Here is a 24,788-nt window from a genome sequence, read left to right on the forward strand (position 1 = left end):
GGGCGGCGCCAACGGCGGCCGACGATATGGCGCTCTCGGAATCGGTCGCCGCCTATGCCCGGCAGGCGCGCGGCGGGCGGCTTGAGCCCGCGCACATCTCGCGCCTCATCGGAGCGCAGTTGACCCTGCCAGATCCGGCGCAAGCCGTGGCGGACGTCGCGAACGCCGGCGCGAGCGCCGGCGAGACGCTCTCCGCCTTTAACCCGCCCCATTACGGTTACCAGCAATTACGCGACAAGCTCGTCGAATTGCGCTCGCGGCGCGCCGGCGCGCCCGCCTCCGACGCGCTCCTCGCCGCGGCAAGCGCGGCGCAAAGCGACGCATCGCCGGCGGAAGGCGGGGCCAAGCGCCGCCGCGCCGCGGTTCAAGGGGCGACGAACTCGCGGCTCGAAGGCGAGATCATCGCCAATATGGAGCGCTGGCGCTGGCTCCCGCGCGATCTCGGCGAAGAGCGCGTCGAGGTGAATATCCCCGATTTCGAACTGGCGCTGGTGCGCAATGGCGAAGTCGCGCATCGCACCCGCGTCATCGTCGGCAAGGAAACGACGCCGACGCCGATCTTCTCCAACGCGCTGAAGTTCATCATCGTCAATCCCTATTGGAACGTGCCGCCGTCGATCATCAATAAGGAAATGGGCGGCGACGCCTCGGCGATCGCGGCGCGCGGCTACCAGGTCTTCTATCGCAACGGCAAGCTCGTCGTGCGCCAGCCGCCCGGCGAACGCAATGCGCTCGGCCGCATCAAATTCATGTTCCCCAATGATTTCGCCGTCTATCTGCACGACACGCCGTCGCGCAATCTGTTTTCGGCGTCATTCCGCGCCTTCAGCCACGGCTGCATGCGCGTCGATGAGCCCTTCGCGCTCGCCGAGGCGGTGCTGGGGCCGGGCAGCGGCTGGTCGGAAAGCCGCGTGCGCAAGCTCATTGGCGGCTCGGAGCGCTACATCAATCTCTCCAAGCCGCTGCCGATCCATATCGAATATTTCACGGCCTATGTGGACGAAGGCGGGCGCCTCGTGCTGCGGCCGGACCTTTACGGCTATTCCGCCCGCGTGCGCCGCGCATTAGGGTTGGAAAGCTGAAGCGATCGCTCACCGCCGCGCCGAAAAAAGCGCGGCGCAGCCGACGGTCTCGATAGAGACGCGGCTGAAGCGTTTCTCCAATTCGCCCGTCAGCGTCTCCAGATCGTCTTGCGTATTGGAGAACACGCCCTTCGAATTATAGAAAGCCATGAGGTGGCGCGCCGCCCATCCCCGCGCGACGCCGCCTTGCAGAAGCGTCGCGCCGAAAACAACTGCGCCGGGATTCATCAGCGGCATGAGAAAATCGAAAGCGCGCGCTTTCGTCGCCATGTCTCCGGGCAGACAATGCAAGAGATAGTTGACGCCGACGGAGTCGAAACGCGCGCCTTCAAAAGCGATCTCCTCCAGAACATTGCGCGCATAGACCTCCGGCTCGTAACGCGCGATGCGGCGCGACGCGAAGGAGAGCGCGTCGCCATTGAGGTCCATCAGCGCGACGCGCGGCCTCGGCGTCGGAAAACGGCAGCGATCGAGAAAATAGCCCGTGCCCACGCCGACATCGAGATGATTGCCGCTGACGCTCCGATTATAATGGGCGAGCAGCCGCGCCGTGGGGCATTTCCATATGAAGCGATTGGAAAGCCCCAATACAATGAGATCATAGACGGCGAGCGTCTTGGGCGTATAGATCGCCTGGCCGGCGCGGATTTCTTCGGGCGTGGCGGACATGGGTTTCTCCGATGAGAGGCGCTGGAGCAGGCTGGCTCGACCGTCTGGAAAACCTATCGCATAAGAACGACAGAGGTTGACGAAATTCAATGGCGCCGCCGCCCCTACTCGCCCTCCAAGACGTTATGCTCACTCTCGGCGGCAAGCCGCTGCTCGAAGGCGCCGATCTTTCGGTCGCTCCCGGCGCGCGGCTTTGCGTCGTCGGCCGCAACGGCTCCGGCAAATCGACGCTGCTCAAGATCGCCGCGGGCGAGATCGAGGCGGATGGCGGGAAACGCTTTCTGCAGCCCGGCGCATCGCTTCGCTATCTGCCGCAGGAGCCGGATTTCTCTGGCTTCGCGACGGCGCTCCGCTACGTCGAAGCCGGCCTTGGTCCGCTCGACGATCCTCATGTCGCGAAGACGCTGCTCAACGATCTGGGGCTTGCGGGCGACGAGGACCCCGCGCGCCTCTCAGGCGGCGAAGCGCGGCGCGCGGCGCTCGCACGCGTTCTCGCGCCGGAGCCCGACATTTTGCTTCTCGACGAGCCGACGAACCACCTCGATCTGCCGACGATTCTCTGGCTCGAGGAAAAGCTCGCCGGTCTGCGCTCGGCGCTGGTCCTCATCAGTCACGACCGCCGCTTCCTGCAGGATCTGACGCGCGAAACCCTGTGGATCGATCGCGGCCGCACGCGCCATCTTGCGCGCGGCTTTAAGGAATTCGAAGCTTGGCGCGACCGCGAACTCGAAGAAGAAGAAAAGCAGCAGCACAAGTTGGAGCGCAAGATCGTCGCCGAGGAGCATTGGCTGCGTCATGGCGTTTCCGGCCGTCGCAAACGCAATGTGAAACGACTCGCAAATTTGGGCCAATTGCGCGCCGACCGGCGCAACCGCGTCATGCCGACCGGCGACGTGAAGCTCGAAGCGAGCGAGGCGCAGCTTTCCGGAACGCTCGTCATCGAAGCGATCAAGATCTGCAAGTCGTTCGGCGAACGCGTCATCGTCGAGAATTTCACGACGCGCATCTTGCGCGGCGACCGCCTCGGGATCGTCGGCGCCAATGGCGCCGGCAAGACGACGCTCGTCAATCTCCTGACCGGCGCGCTCGCGCCGGGTAGCGGCAAGATTCGCCTCGGCGCCAATATAGAAATGGCGACTCTGGAGCAAAGCCGCGCGAACCTCGATCCGGCGACGACATTGCAGGACGCGCTGACGGGCGGCGGCTCCGATATGGTCGAAATCAATGGCGCGCCGCGCCATGTTGTCGGCTATATGAAGGATTTTCTGTTCAAGCCCGAACAGGCGCGCACGCCCAGCGGCAGGCTTTCGGGCGGCGAGCGCGGCCGCCTGATGCTCGCGCGCGCATTGGCGAAACCTTCCAATCTGCTCGTGCTCGACGAGCCGACGAACGATCTCGATCTCGAAACGCTCGATCTTCTCGAAGAAATGCTCGCCGACTATCCAGGCACGCTCATCGTCGTCAGCCACGACCGCGATTTTCTCGATCGCGTGGCGACAAGCGTGTTGATGAGCGAAGGCGCGGGACGTTGGATCGAATATGCCGGCGGCTACAGCGATATGGCGGCGCAACGCGGCGCGGGCGTCGACGCGCGCGCAAGCGCCGCGCCGGCGCGGGAAGCAAAGGAACGCGCCCCAAAGGCGGCGAGCGAAAAGCCTCAAGCGAAAACGAAGCTCTCCTTCAAGGAGCAGCACGCGCTCACGACTCTGCCGGCGAAAATCGAGGAGCTGCGCGCCAAATGCGACAAGCTGCAGGCGCTGCTCGACGACCCCGATCTCTATGCGAGCGATCCCGCCAAATTCGCCAAGGCGAGCGAAACCTTCGGCGCCCTTCGCGCCGAACTCGCGGGAGCCGAGGACGAATGGCTGACGCTTGAAATCAAGCGCGAAGAAGGCCAGCCAAGCTGACGCGCGACGTCCCGCATGGCGCTCGCATAATGGAAATCTTCCATGCAAACTGCGGATGGTCGTTGTTGATCGCCCGCGACCGCATGGCTAGATGTCGCCGGTCAGCTTCCAAACGAAGCGCCACAGCCAGCCAGCGCATGCGCGCGCAAGCCAGCCAGCAATATTTCTGGGAGGATCGGCAACGCCATGCGCGCATATTTCACTCTTGGGCGAAGCTTCGCCCCGACCGTCTTGGTCCTTGCGAGCTCGATCGCATGTTCCAGCCTTTCATCGGCCGGCGAGACGGTCGAGATCAAAATGCTCAACAAAGGCGCCGACCGCTATATGGCGTTCGAGCCGGAGGTCGTGCGGATCAAGCCCGGCGACACGGTCAAATTCGTCGCGACTGACAAGGGACATAACGCCGTCGCGATAAAGGAGCTGCTGCCTCCGGGCGCGGAAGCCTTCCGCGGCAAGATCAACGAAGAATTGACGGTCACGCTGTCGGCGCCGGGCGTCTACGGCTTCCGCTGCGATCCGCATTATACGCTCGGCATGGTCGGCGTCATTGTCGTCGGCGAGCCGACCAATCTCGATGCGGCGAAGCAGGCGAAGCTGCCAGGCAAGGCCGGCGAGGTGATGACGAAGCTCCTGGGAAGCCTCTGAGCCTCGATCGGCTGTTTAACGGCGCGGGCGTCATTCAACGACATGGCGCCCGCTTCGGCGGAAACCGCTTTACGCGCGGCGTTTGACGGCTGGCCAGCGGATAAGCGCACGCCAGTCGCCCTTGGCGATTCGGGGAAGCAAGGCGGCGGTCAGCAGCGGGCCGACGACGAGGCCAAGCAGCGCATGGCTGAAATCGCCGGTCGCGCCTTTTAACCAGCCGACGAAATAGGGACCAACGAAGCCGGAGAGATTGCCGATCGAATTGACCAGCGCGACGCCGACGACGAGATCAGCGCCCGCGAGCGTGAGCGTCGTAAGGCTCCAGAAAGTGGGCAGCGCGGCGAGCGTGCCCATGCTGGCGACGGAAAGCGCGGCCATGGCGAGAAACGGCGCCTCGGCGTAAGCGGCCGAGGCCGCAAGGCCAAAACACGCGATCAGCGCGACGGCGCTCGTATGCGCCACACGCTCCTCGCGCGCATCCGACAGCCAGCCCCAGAGCGCCATCGCCAATACGCCGAAGACATAGGGGATCGCCGTGAGAAATCCGGCCGCGACGACTCCGACGCCAAAAGTCGAAATGATCTGCGGCAGCCAGAAGCCGACGCCATAGAGAGAAACGACGATGCCGAAATAGGCCGCGCCGAGCACAAACACGCGCGGATTGCGCAGCGCCCGCCAATGGTTTTCGCCCTCGCTTGCGGGCCGCCGCTCGGCGTCCAGCCGCGCCTGCAATAATTCGCGCTCGTCATGAGTGAGCCATTTCGCCTCGCGCGGGCAGTCGGGAAGATAGAAAAAGGCGACGACGCCCAGAACGATCGCCGGCGCGGCTTCGATGAGGAACAGCCAGCGCCAGCCGCTGATTCCGCCGACGCCGTCCATCGTCCCCAGCAGCGAGCCGGAGATCGGCGCGCCAAAGGCGCTCGCCAGGGGAACGGCGAAAAGGAAGGCCCCCAATATGCGGGCGCGTTGTGCGGCGGGGATCCAATAGGTGAGATAGAGAATGACGCCAGGGGCAAAGCCCGCCTCGGCGAAGCCGAGCGCGAGCCGCAGGCCGACGAAGCTTGCGCCGCTCCAGACAAAGGCCGTCAGCGCCGAAATTGCGCCCCAGCTGATCATGATGCGCGCGATCCAGATGCGCGCGCCGACGCGATGCAGAATATAATTGCTCGGCGCTTCGAACAGGCAGTAGCCGAGGAAGAAGACGCCGGCGGCCGCGCCGAAAAACTCCGGCGTGAAGCCCATCTCCTTGTTCATCTTCAAGGCGGCGAAGCCGATGTTGACGCGATCGAGATAGGCGACGATGAAACCGATGACGAGAAAAGGGATCAACCGCCGCGCGACTTTCGCGACGACGTCGTCAGAAGCTTCGTCGTCTGGCGCGGAGGCCGCTTGCGCGGCTTGCGTGAGCGACTGCGACAAGGGCTAAATTCGCTCGAAGCGCATCAGGCGATGCCAGCGATGCTTGGCGTCGCCCGGCAGGCGTCTCAAGCCCGCGGCGCGCGCCTGCGAATCCAAAAGGGACAGAGGCTCCGGCCAGTCGCTCGTCGAGATATGCTCGATAATCGCATCCCTCTCGAGGGCGGAAAGGCCCTCCCACCCCGAGTCGATCCAGTCGAAATAATGGCGCAGATAGTCGTCGCGCGTCTCATCCTCTTCGCGCGTCGTATCGACGAGCAGAATCACGCCGCCCGGGGCGAGCGCCCGCGCGGCGCGGCGGAAAAACTCGGCCTTTTCCTCGGTCGAAAGATGATGCAGGACGAAGCTGCTGTGAATGGCGTCATAGACGGCGCCGCCGTCGAGCGCCGACAGCATGTCGCTATGCGCGAGCTCCACCGCGCAAGGCAGGGATTTAAGATTAGCCGCCGCAAGCGCGAGCGCCGTATCGGAAAGATCCACGCCCTTATAGCGTCCTGGCGGCGCGCGCAGCAAAACCGGGGCGAAGACGCTGGCGTCGCCGCAACCAAGATCGAGGAGGGAATAGGCGCGATCGCCGAAACGCGATTTAAGCCCGCGCTCCACCTCCTCGGAGAGCGCGCGGTGAAACATGAAATCCCTGACGACGACCTTTTTATAGGTGTCCCAAAGATCGAATATCTCACCCGAATATTCGGTCTGCTGATGAGCGGCCATTCCGCGCAGCCCCTGTTGTCGGCGCTCTATTTAAGCGCGAAGCCTAGCACGTTCAGCGCGTCGCGAAGGCGATCGCGTCCGCTCATGGCCTCGACGCCGCGCACGCGCGAGAGCACCTGCCGTATCCAGCCTTGATCGGGCAGGCCCTGCTCCCTTTGGAAGTCCTTGAACTTGATGTCAAGCGTCTCGATCGCTTCGCGCTGCGCGTCGCCCCATTCATATTGCTCGCGATGCAGCACCGCCGCCTGGCCGAGGCGCGGCTTGACGCCGGCATTGGCGGCGGGATCGGGGACGCCGACGGTCATGCCGAAAACCGCGAAGACATTGGGCGGAAGGTTCAGCTCCTTCGCGACTTCCTCGGGCTTGTTGCGCATGGCGCCGATATAGCAGCAGCCGAGGCCCAGCGACTCGAGCGCCGTCACGGCGTTCTGTGCGGCGAGCGCCGCGTCGACGACGCCGGTGAGAAAGATTTCGAGATAGGGAAGCGCCGCCGCGTCGCGCCCTCTTTCGCGCCCAAGATTTTCAAGCCGCGCGAGATCGCAGAGCCATATAAGCAGCAGCGGACAATCGCGAACATGCTTTTGTCCGCCGGCGAGATCGGAGAGGCGAATCTTACGCGCCTCGTCTTCGACGGCGACGACGCTCCAGACCTGCAGGTTGGAGGAGGTCGAAGCCGATTGCGCGGCGGCGACGATCGTCTCCAGCGCGCCTTCGGGCAGTTTCTCAGGCAGAAAATTGCGATGCGAACGATGCGCGAGAATAAGCTCCAGCGTGTCGTTCCATTGCGCGGGTTTGGGCGAGTCCTCGCGCCGATAGCGCGCGAACAGGGCCGCCGCGCCGCGCGGATCGATACTTTCAGGAGTGACAGGCTTGTTCATGGCGCTCCTTTAGGGCCATCTCCTGGGCGGCGCAATGCGCGGCCCAGGGCTCATTGACTTTATTGTATATTATGAAAATATACAGAAATGGTCAATTTCGAACAGATTGTCGGTTTCGAATGGGACCAGGGCAATGCGCGCAAAAGCTTCGACAAGCATGGCGTGAGCCAGGGGGAGGCCGAACAGATTTTCGGCAACGATCCGCTGATCGTGACGGACGATCTCGCGCACAATCAAAGCGAGCCGCGTTATCACGCGCTCGGCCGAACCGACGGCGCCCGATTGCTCCATGCGACCTTCACGCTCCGCGCGAACGGGACGCGCATCCGCATCATTTCGGCGCGAGACATGAGCCGCAAGGAACGACAACGCTATGAGCAAGACGACTAAGCCGCTCCCCACCTTCGCGACCGAGGCGGAGGAGCGCGCCTATTGGGAAAGTCACGACTCCGCCGATCACGTCGACTGGAGCAAGGCGAAGCGCGTTCGCTTGCCAAATCTCAAACCCTCGACGACGTCGATCTCGCTACGGCTTCCTATCGGCCTGCTTGAACAGATAAAGATCGCCGCGAACAAGCGCGACGTTCCCTATCAATCGCTCATAAAGATCTGGCTTGCGGAGAAGCTTCGCTGACTCATAAAAATCCAATTATCCGCGCGCTTGGCGCGTCATTCCCGGCAGGCCGAAGGCCTGACCGGGAAGCCAGAGCGACATAATGATTGCTGTAACTCTGGATTCCCGATCGCGCGCTTTGCGCGCGTCGGGAATGACATTCGGGCGGCTCCGCCGAGTAAAGCGTTACACGCGCTTTGGCACGAGAATCGCGCGAAAATCATTGACGTTCGTCCGCGTCGGCCCGGTGACGATAAGATCGCCGAGTTTTTCGAAAGCGGCATAGGCGTCGTTATTGGCGAAATGCGCCTTGAGATCGACGCCCGCCTGTTTCGCGCGTTGGAAAGAGTCCGCCGTCATGATCGCGCCGGCGTTGTCCTCGCTCCCGTCTATGCCGTCGGTGTCGCAGGCGATCGCCGATATGCCGCCAAAGCCTTCGAGCGCGAGCGTAAGGCCGAGCAGAAATTCCGCGTCGCGCCCGCCGCGGCCCTTGCCGCGCACGGTGACGGTGGTCTCGCCGCCGGAGATGATCGCAACGGGCGGCTCGAAGGGCTGACCATGAAGGGCGATCTGCTTCGCGACGCCGGCGTGCACCAGCGCCACGTCGCGCGACTCGCCTTCGAGATCGCCGAGGACGCAGGGCGTAAAGCCGGCCGCTTTCGCCACCGCCGCGGCGGCGTCGAGCGAGCCCTGCGGCGTGGCGACGAGGATATTTTGCACATTGTCGAAAATCGCGTCGCCCGGCTTTGGCGTTTCGCAATTTGGATTTTCGAGATGTTTCAGCACCGCCGCCGGCGCGTCGATCTTATATTTGGCGATGACGGCGAGCGCGTCCTCGCGCGTCGTCGGATCGGGAACGGTCGGGCCGGAGGCGATGACCGAGAGATCGTCATTCGGCACGTCAGAAATCATCAGCGCAACGACGCGCGCGGGCGACGCGGCGCGCGCCAGCCGTCCGCCCTTGATCGCGGAAAGATGTTTGCGCACGCAATTCATCTCGGAAATATTCGCGCCGCTCTTTAAGAGCGCCTTGTTGACTGCCTGCTTTTCTTCGAGCGTCACGCCCTCGGCCGGCAACGCCATCAGCGCCGAGCCGCCGCCGGAAATCAGCGCGAGCACGAGGTCGTCGGGGGTCAACCCTTCCACCTTCTCGTAGATTCGTTTCGCCGCTTCGCGTCCCGCGGCGTCCGGCACGGGGTGCGAGGCCTCAATCACTTCTATGCGTTGCGTCGGCGCGCCATGCGCATAGCGCGTGACGACCAGGCCTTCGAGCGGACCCTGCCAATGCGCCTCGACGGCCGCCGCCATGGAGGCCGCCGCCTTGCCGGCCCCGACGACAATCGTCCGCCCCTTTGGGGGCGCGATCTTCGCAAGATACGGCGGCAGGCAGACGGCGGGCGACGCCGCGCCGACGGCGGCGTCGAACATGGCGCGAAGGAGGGTGTGGAAATCGTCGGACATCGCGCCTTTCTACCTTGTTCTCTTGGCAATCTGTCGGTCAGCGCCGTGGACTTGCGACAACCGTCGGCGCTGTCTTTTCAGCATCTCGAGCGCCCGTCAACCGGGCGCGGAGTCGCGCGCCGCCGCCCGCTCATCGCGGCGGATTCTGCAAAAATACGACGTAGCCGCGAAAATAAGGGTGACGCGCCAGCATTTCCGGCGGGGACCAGACGGCGCCCTCCGCGAGGCCGAGCCGGAAAGGCGTGTGGACACGTCCGACACGGGCCAGGTAATCGTCGATATGGTCAACGGTGGCGCGGCCGCGATAGGTCTGAAACACGACCTCGTCGACGCTCCGACCAAGTCTGTCAATGTCTTCCGGCGTCGCCTGAGAGGCCCAGTCCATAAGTCCGCTGATGCTGAGCGCGCAATCGGGCGGCAGCGTCTGACGCAACTCTGCAAGAAAGGCGGCGTATGTGGTCAGGCCACGCGTTGCGGCGTCAAAGTCGATCTGGACGCCAATGACCTTGTCCGACTTGGCGCGCCACTCGGCAAGCCGACGCTTGACCGCCGCAAAAATCGCCGGCGTCCAGTCGATGCTGCGCACCCGATAGACCAGCCATAAGGCTTGCGGATGTGAGCCTGGCTCGGTCGCGCCCTGCGCCTTTAGACGCGTCTCGCCCAAATCATCGGGTCCGATTTCAGCCTGAAGCAGATAGATGGTCTTGGCGGTAGCGAGTTCGGGACGCGCGCGCACGCCCGCCCATAGCCAATAGGCGTCGTAATCGGCTGCGCGCACGATCGTGTCCGCCGCCGCTGTCGTCGCCGTCATTACGCCAACAGCAAGGAGACGCGCGGCGGCGATGCGCCGTGAAAGAGTCACCAGTAATATCTCAGGCTTCTGGCCCATGTCGTCGCGCCATATTGCGCCTTGAGCTGATCATACCAGGCCTTGCGCTGCGCCTTCTCGACGTCCTTGCCGCCGCATGTGTTGTTGTTCGCCGGCGCGTAGCAATTGATCGCGCGGTAGAGCGCATAAGCCCGTTCGCGCGCGGGCGTCGCCGACGCGTCGATGAGCTTCTTATAGACCTCGCCACGCGCATAGGGTTCGCCGGGAAATATGGATTTCCCGCCGCCAAGTTCATCGGGTTTCGGCCGGGACGCCTCGAAGCCGTCGAGACTATTCGTGCGGATGAAGTCGCCGAAGCACAACATGGCGTGCGGGTCCTGAGCATTGGCGGCGAGTTCGCCGACAATCGACTGGAGATCTGGACAAACGTAGCCCTTGTCGGCGCCGCCGCTCCACAGCAGGACGCTCGACTGGTAATTGGGATATTGCCCCGGCCGTGCGGTGTCGGCGTCGTCCTTCGCCAATCCCTCCGCAGAATAATCCCGAAGGAATCCCGCATATTGGCCGTGCGTCGCCTCTTTGAAGAGAAGCACGAAGCGCGCAAGCTTACGTTCCTCAGCCGAGGCCGGATCCGCGACAGCCATCCGCAACAGGATCGGACCAGCAATATATCGCAGCAGCATCGCGCGAATCCGCGGCGACGACAGTTGCGTGTCCTTCAAGAAGACTTTGTTGACCTCTCCGGAGCGCTCCCAGCTCAGTGCGAGGCCGAGTTCGACCGCCTCTTTCTGCCAAGGCTGCGTGGCGAGCGGCAACAGCCGCCTCCAGTGGTCGACTGCCGCCGCATACTGCCCCGACGTCATCAGCGCCTGACCGCGAAGAACTTCACGGCTGAACCCGAGATAGGGCGGCGACAATGGCCCCGGCATCGGATCGCCCAACAGCTTCAATGCGCTCGCGTGGTCGCCGTCAACATAGTAGGCGCGCGCCGCCTTCAGAAAGCCGAACAGCGCGTCATGGCCCGCGAAGTCTCGCGCCTGCGCGTCGAGATCCGCCGCCGACATTTTCTTCTGTGACCCATCGGTCGGCCGCATCATCGTCAAATCATCGATCGCGAGAAGATTTGCGTCGTGGACGTCTTTTGAGTCGAGACCGAGTTTCGAGTCGATTTCTGCGGTGAGATCCGAGCTGCGGAGATTGGCGTTCGGATCGCGCGCATGGCTTAGCTGCCATGCATATTCGGTTGCGGCCTGCGGCCTGTCGCCAGCGAGCCAATAGACGCGACGCAACAGGCCGCGCGCCGACGCTGTATAGCGGCCATGCGGATAGTCGGCGAGATAGGATTTGAATTCGGCTTCCGCCGCTTTCAGAGATTCGCGGTCCGACACTTTTGGTTCGGGCGCGCCATCCAGTTCCGCAAATGCGCCGACCGACGCCTTGTTCAGAAGCGTGCGGGCGATCATATAGCGTGCGCTCTCGCGCAGCCATTCATTTTGCGTTTTCGCGAGGCTGCGAAAAGCTGTGAGCGCGGCGTCGAATGCGCCATCGTAAAAGGATTTGGCGCCGGCAAGATAAGCGGCGAATTCGCGCGCCGCCGCCGATGCGTCGGCGCCCGCGACATACAGGTTCGCAGCGCCAGGCGCCGCATCATTTCCCTGGCAGGCCGTCGTCATCTCCTTGCGTGAACGGATCAGCGCAGCGCGCTCAGCTTCGCTGAGAGCCTTTTCGGCCTGAGCGGCCCGAAGAAAGGCGTCCTCGCCGCTTTGAGCGGAGACGCATCGCGTGCCTTCTTCAAAGAAGTCGCTTGGGGTTGTCGTCACGTCTTTGACGGGCCGGCGTGCATAATCGCAAGAGTTTCGTGCGAAGGCGTCGTTAAAAGCGTCACGCGCAAACAGCACGAAATAGTCGGGATAGATGTCGAGCTTCACCTCGTCTTTTTCCGCGTCGACGAGCCAAGGCCGCGCGTCCATCATCAGGAACTGCGCGTTGACGCGGCTGTCATTGCCCGGACTTAGAAACGGCAAGTTGTCGCGACTGGAAAAGTCCTTGTGATCAAGCTTCCATCCGGCGCGGCCGAGACCGTCGCCGGCGCAGGCGAACGCCGGGCTCGCGGAACTCAGCAGCATGATCGGCGCGGAAATCAAAAGAAACTGGCGCATGGCGGTTCCCCGAACGTGGCCGGCAAGCTGCGTCAGACTGCTTCCTACCGGATTGGCGGACGCGCGTCTGTGAAAATCATCAATAAGAATTTTGCCCGGTCGAAAAATGGGGCGGGGGCGGCGTCACGCCGTCCCTCGCCCTGAGAATAGGCCCCGCGCTTGGGGCGCAGCGCCTGACTTACGCCGCCATGGCGTTGGCTTTTTCGATCAGCGCCTCGGCCATGCGGATCGAGGCGATGTCGATCAGGCGGCCGTCGAGAGAGACCGCGCCCTTGCCTTCCTTGGCGGCCTGCGCCATCGCGTCGAGAATGCGGCGCGCCTTGTTCACTTCCGCTTCCGACGGCGTGAAGACCTGATTGGCGAGTTCGATCTGTGAGGGATGGATCGCCCATTTGCCTTCATAGCCGAGGACGGCGGCGCGCTTGGCGGCGGCGATATAGCCATCGGGATCGCCGAAATCGCCGAAGGGACCGTCGATCGGGCGCAGGCCATAGGCGCGGCAGGCCACCATCATGCGCGTCTGCGCCGCATGCCATTGGTCGGCCCAGTAATATTCGCGATTGCCGCTGGCGTCCTTGTCGGTAAGCACGCCGTAATCGGGGTTGACGCCGCCGATGACGGTCGTGCGCGCGCGCGTCGAGGCGGCGTAATCGGCGACGCCGAAAGACATGGCTTCGAGACGCTTCGACGACTGCGCGATGGCTTCGACATTGGCCATGCCGAGCGCGGTCTCGATCAGGATTTCGATGCCGATCTTCTTGGTGCGCTTTTTGTACTGCTCGATCTGCGTGATCATCATGTCGATCGCGTAGACGTCGGCCGGGACGCCGACTTTCGGGATCAGCACGATGTCGAGACGCGGGCAGTTCTCGAGAACGTCGACGACGTCGCGATAGCAATACTGCGTATCGAGACCATTGATGCGCAGCGTCATCACCTTCTTGCCCCAGTCGATGTCGTTGAGGCCTTGGATGATGTTCTTGCGCGCCTGTTCCTTATCGTCGGGCGCGACGGCGTCTTCGAGATCGAGGAAGATCTGATCGGCCTTCGATTGCGCGGCCTTTTCGAACATGCCCGGCGCGGAGCCCGGCACGGCAAGCTCGGAGCGGTGGAGACGCGGCGTCGCCTGCTCGATTAAAGTGAAGCTCATATTATTACCCCTTCCTCTTGAATTAGCCGGTGGCCCCAAGGCCGGCGGCGATGCAACTGATCGAAAGCAGCAGAGGCTGCTTCACAGCCTCTTTTTCGGCTTCGTCCTGCGCCTGGCGGAATCTGCGAAGCAGTTCGACCTGCTCGCGATTGACTTCATTGATCGTCTGGAGCCGATGCGCGAGACGCGTCTGATATTCCTTGAAGCGGTCGGCGAGCGCCTCCCCGCCCGTGACGCGCAGGACGAGTTCGCATGTCAGCGCATATTCGTCCTCGATCGACTTGAAGATTTTGTTCCGCACCGTTTCGTCCGGGACGAGACTTGCATATTGCCGCGCGATCGAAAGATCGACGAGCGCGAGCGTTTTCTCGACCTCGTCGAGAGTTAACCGGAAGACGCGCGAGTCCTCGAACATGCGGCGCAGAAGCTCCAGCCCCCGATCGCCGCGTATGTCGAGAAAATTCTTCAAGCCGGAGCCGACGCCATACCAGCCGGTGATCGAATGGCGGTTCTGCGCCCAGGCGAAGACCCAAGGGATGGCGCGCAGATCGTCGAGACTCTTGGCGCCAAAACGGCGCGCCGGACGCGATCCGATGTTGAGAAGCGAAATTTCTTCAAGCGGGCTCGCCGCCTGGAAATAGGCGACGAGATCCGGATCGCCGACGAATTTCGCATAGGCCGCGAAAGAGGCGCCGGAAATCTCCTCAAGCGCCTCGTCGAATTCCGCATGCGGCGCGAGCGCCTCCTCGCGCTCCGATTTCATCGCATGGGCGAAGACGGACGAGGCCAGAAGCTCCATCTGGTAGGCCGCCGTGCCGCGATTGGCGTATTTGAACGAGACGACCTCGCCCTGCTCGGTCACGCGGAAGCGCCCGCGGATCGAGCCCGCCGGCTGCGCCGCAATGGCGTGGCCGGTCGGCGCGCCGCCGCGCGAGACGGAGCCGCCGCGGCCGTGAAAGAAAGCGATGGCGACGCCGAGTTCCCGTCCCACTTGCGTCAGGCGCGCCTGGGCCTTGAACAGCTCCCAGTTCGACGACAGAAAGCCGCCGTCCTTGTTGGAGTCGGAATAGCCGATCATCACCTCTTGCAGATTGCCCTGCCAGCGCGTCGAACGACGCACGACGGGAATTTGCAGCAGATCGCGCATGATCGCGGGCGCCGCGCGCAGATCGCCGATTGTCTCGAAAAGCGGGACAATCGGCAGCGTCAATATTTCGACGCCCGGCTCGTCGAGGAAAAGCCCAGCCTCTTTCGCGAGAAGATAGACGCCGAGCACGTCAACCGCCGAGCGCGTCATCGACAAAATGAATCCGCCGAAAGCCTCGCGGTCGAGACGCGCGCGCATTTCCGCGACGACCTCGAACATTTCGATCACGTCGCGCGTTTCCGCGGAGAGTTTTTCGCGCGGAACAGGCGCAGTCCGGGGCTTTGCAAGCTCGGCGAGCAGCCATTCCCGCCACTCGGCGGAATCGAGCGCAGGCGGCGTCTCGCCGCCAGTCTTGGCCCGCCATAAGTCTTCGAGCGCCTGCGTGGTGCGCGTCGTGTTCTGACGAATGTCGAGGCGCACCGTGCTGAAGCGGAAAATTTCGACCGCGCGCCGCACCGGCCGCACGAGATCGCAGGCCAGAGGTTCGCTCTTTCCTTCCGTCAGCGCCCGCTCCAGAGTGAGGAAATCGGCGATGAGGTCGTCGGCGCTGCCATAGCGCGCGCCAGTCGTCGGCTCGTCGCGCAGCCCCGCCAGCGTCTGGTCGAGCTTGCGCAGCATGGTGGTGACGAATTGCCGATAGGGCTCGTTCGGGTGGCGCGCTTTGATCGCCGCGCCATCGGGCAGAGCGGCGAGACGAACATCGAGTTCTTCCCACAGGAACTGAGGAATTTCGGCGGCGCGAATGCTGATCGAGAGCATGCGCGCGAGATCGATGATGCGCGTGCGGTAATAATTCAGGCTCGCGCCGGCGTTCGCCAATATCGAGCGGCGCGTGACCTCATTCGTCACGAAAGGATTGCCGTCGCGGTCGCCGCCGATCCAGGAGCCGAATTGAAAGAAGGGCGCGACCTCGAATTTTTCGTTCGGATAGTGGCGCTTCAACGCGCGCTCGAAAGAAGAGAGGAGTTCCGGCGCAAGATCGAAAATGCTCTCGTGAAAGAAATGCAGCCCCCAGGCGACCTCATGATCGACGGTCGGCTTTTCGAGATGCAAGTCGCCGGTGAGCCACAAAAGCTCGATCTGATCATAGATCGACTTGACCAGCGCCTCGCGCTCGCGATCCGTCCAGCGCGTCGATTCAAGTTCGCGCATCAAGAGGTAGATGCGCCGGTATTTTTCGAGAATCGAAACGCGCTTGGCTTCCGTCGGATGCGCGGTGATGACGGGGCGAATGCGCAATGTCTGCAATTGCGCGTGAATCTCCTCGGCGCTGACGCCGGCGCTCGCGGCGCTCGACAAAACGTAATCGAAGGTGCCGAGCAGCTTGTCGTGGCCCTTCTCCCGCTCGATGCGGCGGCGCCGGCGCATGGCGTAGGCCTGCTCGGCGATGGAGATGAGTTGAAACAATATGCCCTGCGCCTGCAGCACCCGCCCCATCTGGCGTGGGGCGAGGCCGGCGCCGGCTTTCGGATCGCGCACCGCCGCCTCGATCTCCGGCAGATGGCGCCGGATGACGGCGAGCAATTGCGCGCGCAGAAAGGCCGACGCCTCGGTGACCGAACGCGTGGCGTACGCAGACGGCAGACCGGTCGGAGACGGGCTGCTCAATGTCTGGGTCTCGGCGGTCATCGAAACTCCTTGAACGCTGGCGCGGCCGCCGCACGAATGGGCGCGCCGGCGCAGCGCGTAAATGGCCTCAAGCGTTTTCCCCGCCCGGGCGCCGGAGCGGGAAAGCGCGTTCCTCGTTTCAAGCGCGCTTCAGCACTTTGGCGACGGTCGTGCCGAATTCGGCCGGGCTCGGCGCGACGACGAGGCCATAGGATTTCATGATCTCGGTCTTTTCCGCCGCGCTGTCGCCCGTCGCGGAAATGATGGCGCCGGCGTGGCCCATGCGGCGGCCCTTGGGTGCCGTCAGTCCCGCGACGAAGCCGATCACCGGCTTCGAGAAATTCTCCTTGATCCAGGCCGCGGCCTCGGCTTCCTGCGGACCGCCGATTTCGCCGATGATGAGCACGGCCTCCGTCTCCGGGTCTTTGTCGAAAAGCACCAGATGGTCGAGGAAGGACGAGCCATTGATCGGATCGCCGCCGATGCCGACCGATGTGGAGATGCCGAGTCCCAGCTCCTTCAATTGCGAAGCCGCTTCATAGCCGAGCGTGCCGGAGCGGGAGATGAGGCCGACGGAGCCCTGCTTGTAGATATGTCCCGGCATGATGCCGAGCATCGCCTTGCCGGGCGAAATAATGCCGGCGCAATTCGGCCCGACCATCATCGGCCGGCGGTCTTTCGGAAAACGCAGGAAATAGCGCTTCACGCGCATCATGTCCTGCGCCGGAATGCCGTCGGTGATGGAGCAGATGAGGCGGATGCCGCCGTCGGCCGCCTCCATGATCGCGTCGGCGCAAAAGGCGGGCGCGACGAAGGTGATCGAGGCCTCCGCGCCCGTCGCGCGCACCGCCTCCTTCACCGTGTTGAACACGGGCACGCCGTGATGGGTCTTGCCGCCCTTGCCGGGCGTGACGCCGGCGACGACATTGCTGCCGTAGTCGAGCATCTCCTTGGTATGGAAACTGCCCTTGTCGCCGGTGATGCCCTGCACCAGGATCCGCGTCTTTTCGTCGATGAGAATGCTCATGTGTTCTTCCCCGGCGCCTATTTCACGGACTTATAGGCGGCGACGGCCTTTTCGGCGGCCTCCGCCAGCGTGTCGGCCTGGATGATCGGAATGCCGCTCTCGGCGATGATCTTCTTGCCCGCTTCGACATTGGTGCCGGCGAGACGCACGACGAGCGGCACGCCCTCGATCTTCTCGGCGCGCACCGCGTCGACGACGCCCTGCGCCACCCAGTCGCAGCGGTTGATGCCCGCGAAAATATTGACGAGCACCGCTTTCACCCGCCGGTCGGACAGAACGAGACGGAAGGCTGTCGCAACGCGCTCGGGCGAGGCGCCGCCGCCGACGTCAAGGAAATTCGCCGGACTGCCGCCCGCGTGCTTGATCATGTCCATCGTCGCCATCGCGAGTCCCGCGCCATTGACGATGCAGCCGATCTCGCCGTCGAGGCCGATGTAATTCAGGCTGTGCTCCAACGCCTGCGCCTCGCGCGGATCGCTTTGCGAGGGATCGTTCATGTCGACGATATTGCGGCGGCGAAACAGCGCATTATCGTCGAAGGACATTTTCGCGTCGAGCGCGAGCACCTTGTCGTCCTTGGTGACGACGAGCGGATTGATCTCCAGCATCGTCGCATCATTGTCGCGGAAGGCGCGATAGGCGCCCATGATGGTCTTCACCGCGCGCGAAACTTGCTTGATGTTCAATCCAAGCTGAAAGGCGAGTTCGCGCGCCTGAAACTGCTGCAGGCCGACGGCGGGCTCGACGATCACCTGAAGCAATTCGTCGGGCGTGTTCTTGGCGATCTCCTCGATCTCCATGCCGCCATGCTTGCTGGCGATGACGCGCACGCGCTCCAATTTGCGGTCGAGAACATAACCGAGATAAATTTCGCGCTCGAAAGGATCGGCGACTTCGACATAAACGCGCTGCACAGGCTTGCCTTCGGGGCCCGTCTGCCCGGTGACGAGGCGCTTGCCGAGGAGATCGCGCGCCGCCTGCTGCACCTCGTGATAGGTGCGGCAGAATTTGACGCCGCCCGCCTTGCCGCGCGCGCCGGCGTGAATCTGCGCCTTCACCACCCAATGCGAGCCGCCGAGCTCGGTCGCGGCATAGACCGCCTGATCCGGGCTGAAGGCGACCGTGCCCGGCGGGATGTCGACGCCATGGCTCGCCAAGATTTCCTTGGCCTGATATTCGTGGACGTCCATTTCAGTCCTCCAATCGCATTTCGCGCACGCGGGGCGCCGCTAACCGCCGATCTTGCCTTTGACCGTCTGATAGACGGCTTCGGTCTCCGTCGCCGCCGTGGCGAGCAGCGCATTCACTTCCGCAAGCTGTTTTTCCGCAAAGTCGCGATCCTTGATCGCCTTGGCGTTGATGAAGACGTTCAGCGCGCAACTGCGCAGCCCGGCGTTGGCCGCGAGCACGGCGACGCCGGCGTCGCTGATGACGTTGAGATTGCCCTTGTCGGCTGCTTCCTTCGACAGCGCGATCACCTCAAAGCAAATCTTGCAGGTCTTGAGCGGCGCGAGCGTCGCCTCCTTCAAGGCCGACTGAATCGCCTCGGAGCGCTTCGCCTTCTCTTCATCCGTGCCGCGCGGCAAGCCATAGGCGCCCATCAGCGTGTTGAAGGCGACGACGTCCTCGTCGATCCCCTGCGTCAGCGCCGCGCGCAGCGTCTCCGCCTGTTCGAGCGTCTTTTTCAGATCGTCGGAGACGGCCTCGTAATTCTTCTTGCCGATGGTGAGATTGCACACCATGGAGACGAGCGCCGCGCCGAGCGCGCCCGAAAGCGCCGCCGCGCCGCCGCCGCCCGGGGTCGGCGCATCGCTTGCGAGTTCGTCGAGGAATTTGCCGATTGTTTCGGTCTTCGCGCTCATGTCAGGCCAATTCCTTCGCTTGGGCGTATATATTTTCGCAGTCGAAAAGCTGATCGGCGCTGTCGAAGAGCTTGCCGATGCATTCGCGATGCAATTTGAGCTTGAGGCCGCCGAGGCCCAGCGCGCCGATGACGATCTTGCCGTGGCGCTCCTTGGCCTTGTCGGTCGCCTCGACGCCGCCGACGCCAAGCGGCGGCTGGGCGTTGCAGTCGGCGATGAGTTCGATCGTCGGATCGTTTTGCCAATCCTTTTCATCGAGCAACGGCACGCCGATGGCGCCCGCCGCGAAGACGATCTGCGCGCCTTTCACGGCCTCGGCGCGCGCGGCGTTGTCCACCGCCTCGATCGGCGTCGGCGCGAAGCCGAAACGCTCCTCAATCGCTCTGGCCGCGGCGTCGGCGCGCGCCTTCTCGCGCGACGTGATGGCGACTTCCGCGCCCTCAATGTTCAGCATGGCGGCGGCGCGCATGCCGACCGGCCCGGTGCCGGCGAGCACGACAGCCTTCTTGCCCTTGAGCGGCGCGGCCTTGGCGAGCAGCGCGACGCCCGCCGCGGCCGTCGTGTTCGAGCCGTTCGAATCGAGCATGGTCGAGACGCGGAAATTGGAGAAGTAACGCTTCTTGACCGCCTTGAAGACGGCCTCGCCCGCCGTCATGGAGCCGCCGCCGACGAAGATCGCGGTATATTGCTTCTCCTTCGGGCCGCGCGTGTAGATGCAGCCGTCGACAAGCGCGCCGACATTCTCCGGCGTCACGCCGCCATAGCCGATGATGTTGTCGGCGCCGCCGTCATAGCCCACCACCGTGTCGAAGACGCTCGGGACGGGATCGGTGTCGAAGAGGAATAGAAGCTTTTTGGTCATTGGATTTCCTCAGGCCAAGTCATGGCCGGGCTTGTCATGGCTGGGCTTGTCCCGGCCATCCACGCCGGGACCTTGCGGAAGCATTTCAAATCGCTCAGTAGCGGCGCCGCGGGGATGCCCGCGACAAGCGCGGGCATGACGGCGTAGAGAGCGAGACGCATTGGTTCTCACGCCGTCACGATGTTGCGCGGGGCGCCGGCGACGAAGGCGTCGATATTGTCGACGAGCTGATCGGCAAGCACCTGCATCGCCTCCTTCGACGCCCAGGCGATATGCGGCGTGACGATGAGATTTGGAATCGTCGGATCGAGCAGAATATTGCCGTTCTTGGGCGGCTCCACGGTGAGCACGTCGAAGCCCGCGCCGCCGATCGTTCCGTTGCGGAGCGCATCGGCGAGCGCCGCCTCGTCGACGATGCCGCCGCGCGCCGTATTGATGATGCAGGCGGTCTTCTTCATCGACGCGAGCTCTTTCGCGCCGATCATGTTCTTCGTCTCGGGCGTCAGCGGCAGATTGAGCGTCACGACATCCGATTCGCGCAGAAGCGTCGCAAGGTCCACCTTGCTGGGCACGTCCGTCACATCGTTGACGATCACATGCATGCCGAGCGCGACGGCGCGCTTCTCGATTTCCTTGCCGAGCGCGCCATAGCCGATAATGCCGAGCGTCGAGCCGGCGATGTCGTAGATCGGATAGTCGAAATAGCAGAACTGATTGGCGTAGCCCCAGCGCCCCTGTCGAACCGAATTGTAATAATTGACGAGGTTGCGGCGCAGCGCGAAGAGCAGCGCGAACACATGTTCGGGCAGCGTGTTGAAGGCGTAATTGCGGATGTTGGAGACGACGATCCCTTTCGCGGTCGTATAGGCCTTGTCGATCACGTCGGTGCCGGTCGCGGCGACGGCGATCAGCTTGAGATCGGGAAGCTCTTTCAGCGTCGCTTCGCGCAGCGGCACTTTATTGGTGATGCAGATCGTCGCGCCTTTGAGGCGTTCGACGATCTCGGCCGGCGCCGTCTGGGCGTATTCGACATAGTCATGCGGAAAATTCGGCTTGCGCACATTGGCGTCGAGCGTTTCGCGATCGAGAAAAACGATTTTGTGCGACATGGAACCGAACTCCCCAATTTATTCTTCTTGCGTCTAAACCGCGCCCTCTCCCCGCGCGCGGGGAGAGGGCTGTTTTTTTGTCGCTTACACCGTCAGCAGCGGATTGGCGCGATAGACCGCCTGGGCGGCGGCGACGCCCGAACCAGCGGTCACCGGAATGCCGACGTCGAGCATGGCCATTTCGGCGCCGGCGACGGCGCCGAGCACCATGAGTTCATTGAGATCGCCGAGATGGCCGATGCGGAACACCTTGCCGGCGACTTCCGACAGGCCGGCGCCGAGCGCGAGATTGTAGCGCTTATAGGCGATCTCGATGACCTTGGCGGCGTCGAAGCCTTCCGGAACGACGATCGCGGTGACCGTATCGGAGTTCCATTTCGGCTCCTTGGCGCAAGGCTTGAGGCCCCAGGCCGCGACCGCGGCGCGCACGCCCTCGGCGAGATGATGGTGCCGCTTGTAGACCTGGTCGAGGCCTTCCTCGAACAGGATGGAGAGCGACTCCTTCAAGCCATAGAGCAGCGGCAAGGCGGGCGTATAGGGGAAATAGCCCTGCTTGTTGGCGTTGAGCATGTCCTTGAATTCGAAATAGGCGCGGCGCATCTGGGCGGTCTCGCCAGCCTTGAGCGCCTTTTCGCTCACGCCGAGCAGCGCGAGGCCGGCGGGCAGCATGAAGCCCTTCTGCGAGCCGGAGACGATGACGTCGACGCCCCAGGCGTCCATCTCGAAAGGGAGCGAACCGACCGAAGACACGCCGTCGACGAAGAGCAGCGCCGGATGTTTCGCCGCGTCGATCGCCTTGCGAACGGCGGCGATGTCGGAGGTCACGCCCGTCGCCGTCTCGTTATGCGTGGCGAGCACGGCCTTGATCTCGTGATTCTTGTCGGCCTTCAGCGTCTCTTCGATGAGCTCGGGATCATTGCCCGTGCCCCATTCGCGCTCCTGCTTGATGACGTCGAGGCCGATGCGCTGACAAAGATCGATCCACAGATGCGAGAACTGGCCGAAGCGCTGGGCGATCACCTTGTCGCCGGGCGACAACGTGTTGGTGATCGCCGCCTCCCAGCCGCCGGTGCCCGACGCCGGAAAGATGAAGGCCGCGCCCGTCTCGGTCTTGAAGACCTTTTTCAGCGCGGGAAAGAGCGGCTTCACGAGATCGGGAAAGATCGGCGAGCGATGGTCTTCCGACGGAACCGCCATGGCGCGCACGACGCGGTCAGGCAAATTGGTCGGACCCGGCACGAACAGAAAATTTTTGCCGGGGATTCTGGAATTCGACATTCTCAAGCTCCTTTTGAGCGGGCAGGTTTCGAAAAAGGCGTCGGCGCCGCTCGACGCCGAATGAGGGCTAGAACAACCCGGAAATGCGGCCGTTGGCGTCGACTTCGATATTATTGGCCGCCGGCACCTTCGGCAGGCCGGGCATGGTCATGATGTCGCCGCAGATCACGACGACGAACTCCGCCCCCGCCGAGAGCCGCAACTCGCGCACCGGAATAGTGAAGCCCGACGGCGCGCCCTTGGCGTTGGGGTCCGTCGAGAAGCTGTATTGCGTCTTGGCGATGCAGACGGGGAGATGGCCGAAGCCCTCCTTCTCGAGTTCGGCGAAGCGCGTCTTGACGCTCGCGTCGAAGGAGATGTCGGCGGCGCCGTAAAGCTCTTTCGCGATGGTGCGCACCTTCTCGACGAGCGGCAGATCATCCGCATAAAGCGGCTTGAAGTTCGAGGGCTGCGTCTCGATCGTCTTGACGACCGTTTGAGCGAGCTCCGCCGCGCCGGGGCCGCCGGAACCCCAATGGTCGGCGAGCACGCATTCGACGCCTTCGCCCGCCGTCAGCTTCTTCAGCGCCTCGATCTCGGCCTCCGTGTCGGACGAGAAGCGGTTGACCGAAACGATGACCGGCACGCCGAATTTGCGGACATTGGCGATATGGCGCTTAAGATTGGCGAAGCCTTTTTCCAGCGCTTCGACATTCTCGGCCTTAAGGTCGTCCTTGGCGACGCCGCCATGCATCTTAAGGGCGCGGATTGTCGCGACGATGACGGTGACGTCGGGCTTTAAGCCCGCCTTGCGGCATTTGATGTCGAAGAATTTTTCCGCGCCGAGATCGGCGCCGAAGCCCGCTTCGGTGACGACGTAATCGGCGAGTTTCAGCGCCGATTTCGTGGCGATCGCCGAATTGCAGCCATGGGCGATATTGGCGAAAGGCCCGCCATGGATGAAGGCCGGATTGTTTTCCAGCGTCTGCACGAGATTGGGCGCGATGGCGTCCTTGAGCAGCGCGGCCATGGAGCCCGCCGCCTTCAGCTCCGAGGCGCGGATGTTCTTCTTCTCGCGCGTCTGGCCGACGATGATGTCGCCGAGACGGCGCTGCAGATCGGCGAAATTGGAGGCGAGGCAGAAGATCGCCATCACTTCCGAGGCGACGGTGATGTCGAAGCCGTCCTCGCGCGGAAAGCCATTGGCGACGCCGCCGAGCGAGGAGACGATGGAGCGCAGCGAACGGTCGTTCATGTCGACGACGCGCCGCCAGGCGATGCGCCGCCCATCGAGGCCCAGCGCATTGCCCCAATAGATGTGGTTGTCGACGAGCGCCGAGAGAAGATTATGCGCGACGCCGATCGCGTGGAAGTCGCCGGTGAAATGGAGGTTGATGTCCTCCATCGGCACGACCTGGGCGTAGCCGCCGCCGGCCGCGCCGCCCTTGACGCCGAAACAGGGGCCGAGAGACGGCTCGCGCAGACAGATCGCCGCCTTCTTGCCAATGTAATTGAGCGCGTCGCCGAGGCCGACAGTCGTCGTCGTCTTGCCTTCGCCCGCGGGCGTCGGACTGATGGCGGTGACGAGGATCAGCTTGCCGTCGGGCTTCGCGTCGAGCGAAGCGACGTAATCGAGGGAGATCTTCGCTTTATAGTGGCCATAGGGCTGCACATATTCGGCGGGAATGCCGAGCTTGTCGCGCGCGACCTCGACGATCGGCCGCATTTTGGCGGCCTGCGAAATCTCAATGTCGGATTTCGGCGCAAGATGCTGATTGTCTTTTCCGCTCGCGCCCGGCGCGGCGGTCGTCGTTTCTGACGACATGCAGTCCACTCCCTCTCGACCCTGCGTCGCGCAGGACCCTTTAAGATTCTTTCGGTCGTTCAAGAGGGCGACCCGCCGCCGTCCTCCTTGCTTTTCGCCGACCGGGCTGCAACCCCGTCAATGTCAGCTTGCAGCCTTTTTCTTGCGACCGTAGTGAGTTCCAAATCGCGCATCAAGGGCGCGGCTCGCCGCGCCGCGCCGACGCGCGCATGATCCGCTTTGCTGAAATATGCATTGGCGGACACTCCGTATGACGGGAATCAATTTTGCTCGTCAAGCGCGCGCCGGCGCCGCGCCCGACCCGATTCCTTGGTCATGAGAGGGGCGCTCCCGCTCGCGCGACGAATGGCCCAAGGCGGCGCGCTTATTCAAACAGCCGGGCGTCATACCTATCCCTTACCAATTCTTTAGGGTAGCTATAGATACTAGCCCTCGGAATGGGCAGGAGGCGCTCTTTATCTAGGCAATTGTTGAAGCGTCCTATACCTTCGAAAGGCCGAAGCGACGGGAGGGCTCGGAAACGCGCCGCGTTGGCGCGGCAAGGATCGGCCCGCCCTTCCCTATCCGA

21 protein-coding genes are annotated in these 24,788 nt (G+C 63.4%); 5 read left to right on the forward strand and 16 right to left on the reverse strand.

Annotated elements, in window-relative coordinates:
- Nucleotides 1–1,082 (forward strand): L,D-transpeptidase family protein (locus tag V3H18_RS04570; protein WP_332080741.1); only part of this gene is annotated, 1,082 nt, incomplete at its 5' end.
- 9 nt (nt 1,083–1,091) lie between these two features.
- Here the strand turns inward: V3H18_RS04570 and V3H18_RS04575 are convergent.
- Entirely contained in the window at nt 1,092–1,751 is a 660-nt protein-coding gene (locus V3H18_RS04575; RefSeq protein WP_332080742.1) for a class I SAM-dependent methyltransferase, read from the reverse strand.
- Between the two features lie 89 nt (nt 1,752–1,840).
- Here V3H18_RS04575 and V3H18_RS04580 point away from each other — a divergent pair, with 89 nt between their 5' ends.
- Together V3H18_RS04580 and V3H18_RS04585 are read left to right on the forward strand one after the other, a co-directional pair.
- The gene (locus tag V3H18_RS04580; RefSeq protein ID WP_332080743.1) at nt 1,841–3,658 is read left to right on the forward strand and encodes an ABC-F family ATP-binding cassette domain-containing protein; all 1,818 of its coding nucleotides are present in this window, start codon (nt 1,841–1,843) and stop codon (nt 3,656–3,658) included.
- 186 nt (nt 3,659–3,844) lie between these two features.
- Nucleotides 3,845–4,303, forward strand: a complete 459-nt coding sequence (locus V3H18_RS04585; RefSeq protein ID WP_332080744.1) for a pseudoazurin — start codon at nt 3,845–3,847, stop codon at nt 4,301–4,303.
- Between the two features lie 69 nt (nt 4,304–4,372).
- On the opposite strand, the gene V3H18_RS04590 is transcribed toward V3H18_RS04585, so the two are convergent.
- The 3 genes from V3H18_RS04590 to V3H18_RS04600 are packed head-to-tail and all read right to left on the reverse strand — an operon-like array spanning nt 4,373 to nt 7,311.
- The gene (locus V3H18_RS04590) at nt 4,373–5,722 is read right to left on the reverse strand and encodes an MFS transporter (RefSeq protein ID WP_332080745.1); all 1,350 of its coding nucleotides are present in this window, start codon (nt 5,720–5,722) and stop codon (nt 4,373–4,375) included.
- A 3-nt stretch (nt 5,723–5,725) separates the two neighbouring features.
- Nucleotides 5,726–6,433 (reverse strand): class I SAM-dependent methyltransferase, encoded by a 708-nt coding sequence (locus tag V3H18_RS04595; protein ID WP_332080746.1) that lies wholly within the window; start codon nt 6,431–6,433, stop codon nt 5,726–5,728.
- A gap of 26 nt (nt 6,434–6,459) precedes the next feature.
- Complete coding sequence (locus V3H18_RS04600) at nt 6,460–7,311, reverse strand: NADPH-dependent oxidoreductase (protein WP_332080747.1); 852 nt, start codon at nt 7,309–7,311, stop codon at nt 6,460–6,462.
- An 87-nt stretch (nt 7,312–7,398) separates the two neighbouring features.
- On the opposite strand from V3H18_RS04600, the gene V3H18_RS04605 reads away from it, so the two are divergent.
- The gene (locus tag V3H18_RS04605) at nt 7,399–7,701 is read left to right on the forward strand and encodes a BrnT family toxin (RefSeq protein ID WP_332080748.1); all 303 of its coding nucleotides are present in this window, start codon (nt 7,399–7,401) and stop codon (nt 7,699–7,701) included.
- Nucleotides 7,685–7,945 (forward strand): BrnA antitoxin family protein, encoded by a 261-nt coding sequence (locus V3H18_RS04610; RefSeq protein ID WP_332080749.1) that lies wholly within the window; start codon nt 7,685–7,687, stop codon nt 7,943–7,945. The genes V3H18_RS04605 and V3H18_RS04610 overlap by 17 nt, the downstream gene beginning before the upstream one ends.
- A 165-nt stretch (nt 7,946–8,110) precedes the next feature.
- Here V3H18_RS04610 and V3H18_RS04615 read toward each other — a convergent pair whose 3' ends face one another.
- From V3H18_RS04615 to V3H18_RS04670, 12 genes are all read right to left on the reverse strand, one after another.
- Nucleotides 8,111–9,385 (reverse strand): glycerate kinase type-2 family protein, encoded by a 1,275-nt coding sequence (locus V3H18_RS04615; protein ID WP_332080750.1) that lies wholly within the window; start codon nt 9,383–9,385, stop codon nt 8,111–8,113.
- 130 nt (nt 9,386–9,515) lie between these two features.
- Entirely contained in the window at nt 9,516–10,274 is a 759-nt protein-coding gene (locus V3H18_RS04620) for a DUF3142 domain-containing protein (RefSeq protein ID WP_332080751.1), read from the reverse strand.
- Nucleotides 10,244–12,373: a hypothetical protein gene (locus V3H18_RS04625; protein ID WP_332080752.1), complete on the reverse strand. Its 2,130-nt coding sequence runs from the start codon at nt 12,371–12,373 to the stop codon at nt 10,244–10,246. Before V3H18_RS04625 ends, V3H18_RS04620 begins: the two co-directional genes overlap by 31 nt.
- A gap of 178 nt (nt 12,374–12,551) precedes the next feature.
- A complete protein-coding gene (locus tag V3H18_RS04630) occupies nt 12,552–13,523 on the reverse strand; it encodes an HpcH/HpaI aldolase/citrate lyase family protein (RefSeq protein WP_332080753.1) in 972 nt (323 codons plus the stop codon).
- A 22-nt stretch (nt 13,524–13,545) separates the two neighbouring features.
- Complete coding sequence (locus V3H18_RS04635) at nt 13,546–16,299, reverse strand: phosphoenolpyruvate carboxylase (protein ID WP_332080754.1); 2,754 nt, start codon at nt 16,297–16,299, stop codon at nt 13,546–13,548.
- A 118-nt stretch (nt 16,300–16,417) separates the two neighbouring features.
- Nucleotides 16,418–17,305 carry a succinate--CoA ligase subunit alpha gene (gene sucD, locus V3H18_RS04640; protein ID WP_332080755.1) on the reverse strand — a complete coding sequence of 296 codons (888 nt, stop codon included), beginning with the start codon at nt 17,303–17,305 and terminating at the stop codon, nt 16,418–16,420.
- 17 nt (nt 17,306–17,322) lie between these two features.
- The gene (locus tag V3H18_RS04645) at nt 17,323–18,495 is read right to left on the reverse strand and encodes a malate--CoA ligase subunit beta (RefSeq protein ID WP_332080756.1); all 1,173 of its coding nucleotides are present in this window, start codon (nt 18,493–18,495) and stop codon (nt 17,323–17,325) included.
- Nucleotides 18,496–18,534: 39 nt separating this feature from the next.
- Entirely contained in the window at nt 18,535–19,167 is a 633-nt protein-coding gene (fchA, locus tag V3H18_RS04650) for a methenyltetrahydrofolate cyclohydrolase (protein WP_332080757.1), read from the reverse strand.
- A 1-nt stretch (nt 19,168) separates the two neighbouring features.
- The gene (locus V3H18_RS04655) at nt 19,169–20,029 is read right to left on the reverse strand and encodes an NADP-dependent methylenetetrahydromethanopterin/methylenetetrahydrofolate dehydrogenase (protein WP_332080759.1); all 861 of its coding nucleotides are present in this window, start codon (nt 20,027–20,029) and stop codon (nt 19,169–19,171) included.
- 167 nt (nt 20,030–20,196) lie between these two features.
- Nucleotides 20,197–21,138 carry a D-2-hydroxyacid dehydrogenase gene (locus tag V3H18_RS04660; protein ID WP_332080760.1) on the reverse strand — a complete coding sequence of 314 codons (942 nt, stop codon included), beginning with the start codon at nt 21,136–21,138 and terminating at the stop codon, nt 20,197–20,199.
- An 84-nt stretch (nt 21,139–21,222) separates the two neighbouring features.
- Entirely contained in the window at nt 21,223–22,416 is a 1,194-nt protein-coding gene (locus V3H18_RS04665; protein ID WP_332080761.1) for an aminotransferase class V-fold PLP-dependent enzyme, read from the reverse strand.
- A gap of 67 nt (nt 22,417–22,483) precedes the next feature.
- Nucleotides 22,484–24,220 (reverse strand): formate--tetrahydrofolate ligase, encoded by a 1,737-nt coding sequence (locus V3H18_RS04670; RefSeq protein ID WP_332080762.1) that lies wholly within the window; start codon nt 24,218–24,220, stop codon nt 22,484–22,486.
- Nucleotides 24,221–24,788 lie beyond the last annotated feature (568 nt).

It is taken from the genome of Methylocystis borbori (assembly GCF_036576025.1).
Lineage (GTDB): Bacteria > Pseudomonadota > Alphaproteobacteria > Rhizobiales > Beijerinckiaceae > Methylocystis > Methylocystis borbori.

Excerpts from the sequence above, each read along its gene's own strand:
- V3H18_RS04575 (WP_332080742.1), bottom strand. The coding sequence starts at position 1,751 with ATGTCCGCCACGCCCGAAGAAATCCGCGCCGGCCAGGCGATCTATACG.
- V3H18_RS04580 (WP_332080743.1), top strand. The coding sequence starts at position 1,841 with ATGGCGCCGCCGCCCCTACTCGCCCTCCAAGACGTTATGCTCACTCTC.
- V3H18_RS04585 (WP_332080744.1), top strand. The coding sequence starts at position 3,845 with ATGCGCGCATATTTCACTCTTGGGCGAAGCTTCGCCCCGACCGTCTTG.
- V3H18_RS04595 (WP_332080746.1), bottom strand. The coding sequence starts at position 6,433 with ATGGCCGCTCATCAGCAGACCGAATATTCGGGTGAGATATTCGATCTT.
- V3H18_RS04600 (WP_332080747.1), bottom strand. The coding sequence starts at position 7,311 with ATGAACAAGCCTGTCACTCCTGAAAGTATCGATCCGCGCGGCGCGGCG.
- V3H18_RS04605 (WP_332080748.1), top strand. The coding sequence starts at position 7,399 with ATGGTCAATTTCGAACAGATTGTCGGTTTCGAATGGGACCAGGGCAAT.
- V3H18_RS04610 (WP_332080749.1), top strand. The coding sequence starts at position 7,685 with ATGAGCAAGACGACTAAGCCGCTCCCCACCTTCGCGACCGAGGCGGAG.
- V3H18_RS04615 (WP_332080750.1), bottom strand. The coding sequence starts at position 9,385 with ATGTCCGACGATTTCCACACCCTCCTTCGCGCCATGTTCGACGCCGCC.
- V3H18_RS04620 (WP_332080751.1), bottom strand. The coding sequence starts at position 10,274 with ATGGGCCAGAAGCCTGAGATATTACTGGTGACTCTTTCACGGCGCATC.
- V3H18_RS04625 (WP_332080752.1), bottom strand. The coding sequence starts at position 12,373 with ATGCGCCAGTTTCTTTTGATTTCCGCGCCGATCATGCTGCTGAGTTCC.
- V3H18_RS04630 (WP_332080753.1), bottom strand. The coding sequence starts at position 13,523 with ATGAGCTTCACTTTAATCGAGCAGGCGACGCCGCGTCTCCACCGCTCC.
- V3H18_RS04635 (WP_332080754.1), bottom strand. The coding sequence starts at position 16,299 with ATGACCGCCGAGACCCAGACATTGAGCAGCCCGTCTCCGACCGGTCTG.
- sucD (WP_332080755.1), bottom strand. The coding sequence starts at position 17,305 with ATGAGCATTCTCATCGACGAAAAGACGCGGATCCTGGTGCAGGGCATC.
- V3H18_RS04645 (WP_332080756.1), bottom strand. The coding sequence starts at position 18,495 with ATGGACGTCCACGAATATCAGGCCAAGGAAATCTTGGCGAGCCATGGC.
- fchA (WP_332080757.1), bottom strand. The coding sequence starts at position 19,167 with ATGAGCGCGAAGACCGAAACAATCGGCAAATTCCTCGACGAACTCGCA.
- V3H18_RS04655 (WP_332080759.1), bottom strand. The coding sequence starts at position 20,029 with ATGACCAAAAAGCTTCTATTCCTCTTCGACACCGATCCCGTCCCGAGC.
- V3H18_RS04660 (WP_332080760.1), bottom strand. The coding sequence starts at position 21,138 with ATGTCGCACAAAATCGTTTTTCTCGATCGCGAAACGCTCGACGCCAAT.
- V3H18_RS04665 (WP_332080761.1), bottom strand. The coding sequence starts at position 22,416 with ATGTCGAATTCCAGAATCCCCGGCAAAAATTTTCTGTTCGTGCCGGGT.
- V3H18_RS04670 (WP_332080762.1), bottom strand. The coding sequence starts at position 24,220 with ATGTCGTCAGAAACGACGACCGCCGCGCCGGGCGCGAGCGGAAAAGAC.